Source organism: uncultured Campylobacter sp., assembly GCF_937949835.1.
In the GTDB taxonomy this organism is placed as follows: domain Bacteria; phylum Campylobacterota; class Campylobacteria; order Campylobacterales; family Campylobacteraceae; genus Campylobacter_B.
The window spans coordinates 1-3721 of the sequence record NZ_CALEDC010000120.1 but is presented as its reverse complement, the minus strand read 5'-3'; the positions used below and the strand labels follow the sequence as shown (position 1 = coordinate 3721).

Genomic DNA, 3721 nt, shown 5'->3' with positions numbered 1-3721 from the left:
CGCTTATGAAACCGGCGGAATTTTTAGAGCTTTGCTGTAAAATTTCATCGTATTTACCGGCTCTTAGCTCATCTTCTATCTTGTTTCTGTAAGCGCGAAACGAAAAATATACCGCGCCGAATGCGCCTAAAAATCCGACCTCCAAGCTAAGAAGCCACGCAAGCGCCCGCACGCCGAAAGAGCCCGAGCCGAAAAATCCTGCGCCGCAAAGCGCTAGCCCAAGCAGGGCAAACGCCGCGTTTAGCGCGCAGTATATGAGCAAAAATCGCCTATTCAATCTCGCTCATCCCATTCATCATCATCGTCAAAATTTTTCGGATCCGCCTTGTATTTCGGATCGTCCTCGAGCTCTTTTAGTCTCGAATTTAGCGCCTTGCACGCGCGGTAAACGTTTAAAAAAGCCGCCGCGATGCCGATAGCGATGCCGAACCAGAGCAGAAGCAGCGAGCCCGTGAGGTGTCGCAGCCCAAGCCCGATCGCTACGCCGATGCCGATCGCTACGACGATTGAGATGCCTAGGCTGATGTCGCAGGCGCCCTTTACGATTTTGTTTAAATTTTTCGTTACTCTCATCTAAAATCCGTAAAATTTTAAAATGCAGCCCTTAAAGCGCCGCCATCGCTTCGTCTGCGGCGTTTAGCGCAAAGTCGATCTGCGCTTCGTTCATCGTGGCGCAGATAAAGCCCGTCTCAAATTGACTAGGCGCCAAAAATACGCCGTGCTTAATCATCTCGCCGTGAAATTTCGCAAAGCGCGCGGTGTCTGCCCGCAAAGCGCCGTCATAGTCGCGTACCTCTTCGTCTGTGAAAAAGTATCCGAACATCGAGCCTACGCAGGCGGTTTGCAGCGCGATGCCGCGGCGCTGCGCTATGGCGCAAAGCCCGTCCGTAAGCCTGCGCGCAAGCCCCCCGAGCCTTTCGTAAAGGCCGCTGCTAGCGTAAATTTTACTTAGGCTAGCGATGCCCGCAGCCATTGCAACGGGGTTTCCGCTTAGCGTGCCTGCTTGATACACCGCTCCTAGCGGGCTTAGCATATCCATGATCTCGCGCTTACCCGCAAATGCCGCCACGCTCATGCCGCCGCCGATGACCTTGCCGAAGGTTACTAAATCGCCGCGGATGCCGTAGATGCCGTAGCTACCCAGCTCGCTCGCGCGAAAGCCGCTCATTACCTCGTCGATTATAAGTACGATCTTTTTCTCGTCGCACAGCGCGCGAAGCTCGGTCAAAAATTCGGGACTCGCCGGCACCAAGCCCATATTTCCCGCGATAGGCTCGATGATGATCGTGCCGATGTCGTTTTGCGCTAGGACGTCCTTTACGCTTTGTATGTCGTTGTATCTGGCTAGGTAGGTGTTTTTTGCGACGTCCTGCGGCACGCCCGCGCTGCTTGCGTTACCGAAGGTGCTTGCGCCGCTGCCCGCTTTGACGAGCAGGCTGTCGCTGTGGCCGTGGTAGCAGCCCTCAAATTTTAAAATTTTATCCCGTCCGCTAAAGGCGCGCGCAAGACGGATCGCGCTCATCGTAGCTTCCGTGCCGCTGCTGGTAAAGCGGATCTTATCTAGGAAATCGAAATTTTTTAGCACCAGCGAGGCAAGCTGCGTCTCAAGCGGGCTGGATGCGCCGAAGCTTAGCCCTTTTTTGGCGGTTTGCACGACGGCGCGTTCGATGTCCGCATCGGCGTGACCGAAGATGAGCGGGCCCCAGCTCTGCACGAAGTCGAGATATTTTTTACCCTCGACATCGTAGATGTACGAGCCCTCGCCGCGATCCACCATAAAAGGCTCGCCGCCTACGTTGCCGAATGCTCGCACAGGCGAATCGACGCCGCCCGGGATAAGTTTTTGTGCTGCTAAAAATTCGTCGTGATTATTCATTTTTTCTCCTTCTTTTTGGGTTGATTTATCGATTTTATATATTTGTAGATGATGATGATCTCATTTTGCGTCAGGAAGTAGCTCGGCATCACGTCGCGCGAGCTGCTGATCCCGTCGGCGAGCTCCTGAAGCGAAAGATTGTTGATCGGCGGCGCGTTTAGGGCGCGTTCGTAGTAGGCGCCCGCAGTGCGGTTAAATTCTTTATACGTCGCGATCAGCGAGCCCTCACCCTTTTCGCCGTGGCACTTGTCGCAGCCGATGCCGCGGGGGTTTTTATACAGCATCGCGCCGTATTCTTCGTCGGTGATGAAGCTCTCGGCTTGTGCGCCGCGAGGTAGAAAACATATGGTCGCGTTTAAAAACAGCGCTAAAAATATGAAATTTCGCATTTTCTCGTTTCGAATTTTTGGCGCAATAATATAAAAAATGTGCTTAAATTTCATAACGCAGCTATCTTTTCGATCCCCTCGAAATAAAAGACGTTTAGCTCATCCTGCCTGCGGTAGAGGAATTTTAGCCCGTGCGCCTTGGCGATATTATCGACGATGTAAAGCCCCAGGCCGAAGCTTTGTTTGGCGTTCGTGCCCTTGACGAAGGCCTCTTTGTAGTAGCTAAAGTCCTTCTGCAGCGGCTCGCCGAGCGTTATGAAGTCCATCGTTTGGGCGTCTAAGCGGATTAAAATTTTACCGTCTGCGGCGTATTTGACGGCGTTGTCGATTAAATTTTTCACCGCGACGCAAAAGAGCTTCAGATCGACGTTTAAGCTCAGGCCTAGCGGATTTTGCAGCGTGACGCAGCAGGGCTCGATCATCGCGATATTAAGCGCTTCTTTTAAAATTTCATCCATTGAAAAAATTCCGCGTTCGACTAGCGCCGTGCCCGCAGTCGCGCGCTCGACAGCCGCAAATTCGTTGATTAAGCTCTCCAGTCGCTCAAAGACCGAGATGAGACGCTCCTGATTTTTACCGTGCTCGATCATCTCGACGGCGATGCGACCCTTTGTTATAGGAGTTTTGAGCTCGTGCATTATGTTTCGCAAAAACAGATGGCGCGATTCGTTAAGCTTATTTATCTGCGTAACCGCCTCGTAAAATGCGTGCGAAACCTCAGAAATTTCGTCGTTTCCTACGCTTACGTCCTTGATCTGAAGATCGCCTTTAGCAAATTTATCGATCTGGCGCTTAAGCTTGCGAAGAGGGCGAATTTTGCGGATGATGAAGATATATGCAAGCAGGATGATCACCAAAATGACGCCGTAGATCGCTTTGAAAATATCGTAGCGGTAAGGCTGATACTCCTTGTCATTTAAAAGCCGCGTCTCGCCAGCGTGAGTGATTTTTAAGTAGTGCTTGCGCTTAAACAGCAAGATGTCCGCAGAGCCGATGTCTGCGGAGATGCTATCTAAAATTTCGGCGCCTTTAATGATCTCATCGCGCTTGGCTTCATCGCGGATGGTCGAAAACTCGAAATTTGCAACCTGACGGTCGTATTCGACATCGCTGATGAGCTTACTCATTTGATATAGGTTCGCGCGCGCAACGATAGAGTATTTGGAGTTTAGTTCGCGGGTGTAGTTTTGCTGATCGTAGCCGATGAGCCAGAGTAGAGCGAGCGAAACGCCCACGGCAGCGAGCGCGAAGATGAACGTGATGGTATAAAAAATCGACGATCTTACTTTCATTAAATTTATATGATCCTTAAATTTTTAAAATTTCAAAGCTTTGAAGCCGCGGGCTTGCTTTGCTTTGAAGCGCGGGCTTGCTTTGCTTTGGCGCGCGGACCGGCGTGCCCAGCTTTAAATTTGCAACGCGTCTTAAAGGCACAGCGCGTAAATTTTAAAATTTA

5 protein-coding genes are annotated in these 3721 nt (G+C 51.2%); all 5 read right to left on the bottom strand.

Going from position 1 to position 3721, the window contains the following annotated elements; all coding sequences use genetic code 11:
• A partial coding sequence (locus tag Q0256_RS02635; RefSeq protein ID WP_297959800.1) for a hypothetical protein occupies positions 1-262 on the bottom strand: 262 nt, incomplete at its 3' end.
• A gap of 11 nt (positions 263-273) precedes the next feature.
• Positions 274-573, bottom strand: a complete 300-nt coding sequence (locus Q0256_RS02630) for an AtpZ/AtpI family protein (RefSeq protein ID WP_297959798.1) — start codon at positions 571-573, stop codon at positions 274-276.
• 31 nt (positions 574-604) lie between these two features.
• Positions 605-1876, bottom strand: coding sequence for a glutamate-1-semialdehyde 2,1-aminomutase (hemL, locus tag Q0256_RS02625; RefSeq protein WP_297959795.1), 1272 nt, complete (start codon positions 1874-1876; stop codon positions 605-607).
• Entirely contained in the window at positions 1873-2265 is a 393-nt protein-coding gene (locus Q0256_RS02620) for a cytochrome C oxidase subunit III (protein WP_297959793.1), read from the bottom strand. The genes hemL and Q0256_RS02620 overlap by 4 nt, the downstream gene beginning before the upstream one ends.
• A gap of 50 nt (positions 2266-2315) precedes the next feature.
• Entirely contained in the window at positions 2316-3557 is a 1242-nt protein-coding gene (locus tag Q0256_RS02615) for an ArsS family sensor histidine kinase (protein WP_297959791.1), read from the bottom strand.
• Between the last annotated feature and the right edge of the window lie 164 nt (positions 3558-3721).

Bases quoted from the DNA above. Each gene is read 5' to 3' on its own strand.
- hemL (WP_297959795.1), bottom strand. From the start codon at position 1,876: ATGAATAATCACGACGAATTTTTAGCAGCACAAAAACTTATCCCGGGC.
- Q0256_RS02620 (WP_297959793.1), bottom strand. From the start codon at position 2,265: ATGCGAAATTTCATATTTTTAGCGCTGTTTTTAAACGCGACCATATGT.
- Q0256_RS02630 (WP_297959798.1), bottom strand. From the start codon at position 573: ATGAGAGTAACGAAAAATTTAAACAAAATCGTAAAGGGCGCCTGCGAC.
- Q0256_RS02615 (WP_297959791.1), bottom strand. From the start codon at position 3,557: ATGAAAGTAAGATCGTCGATTTTTTATACCATCACGTTCATCTTCGCG.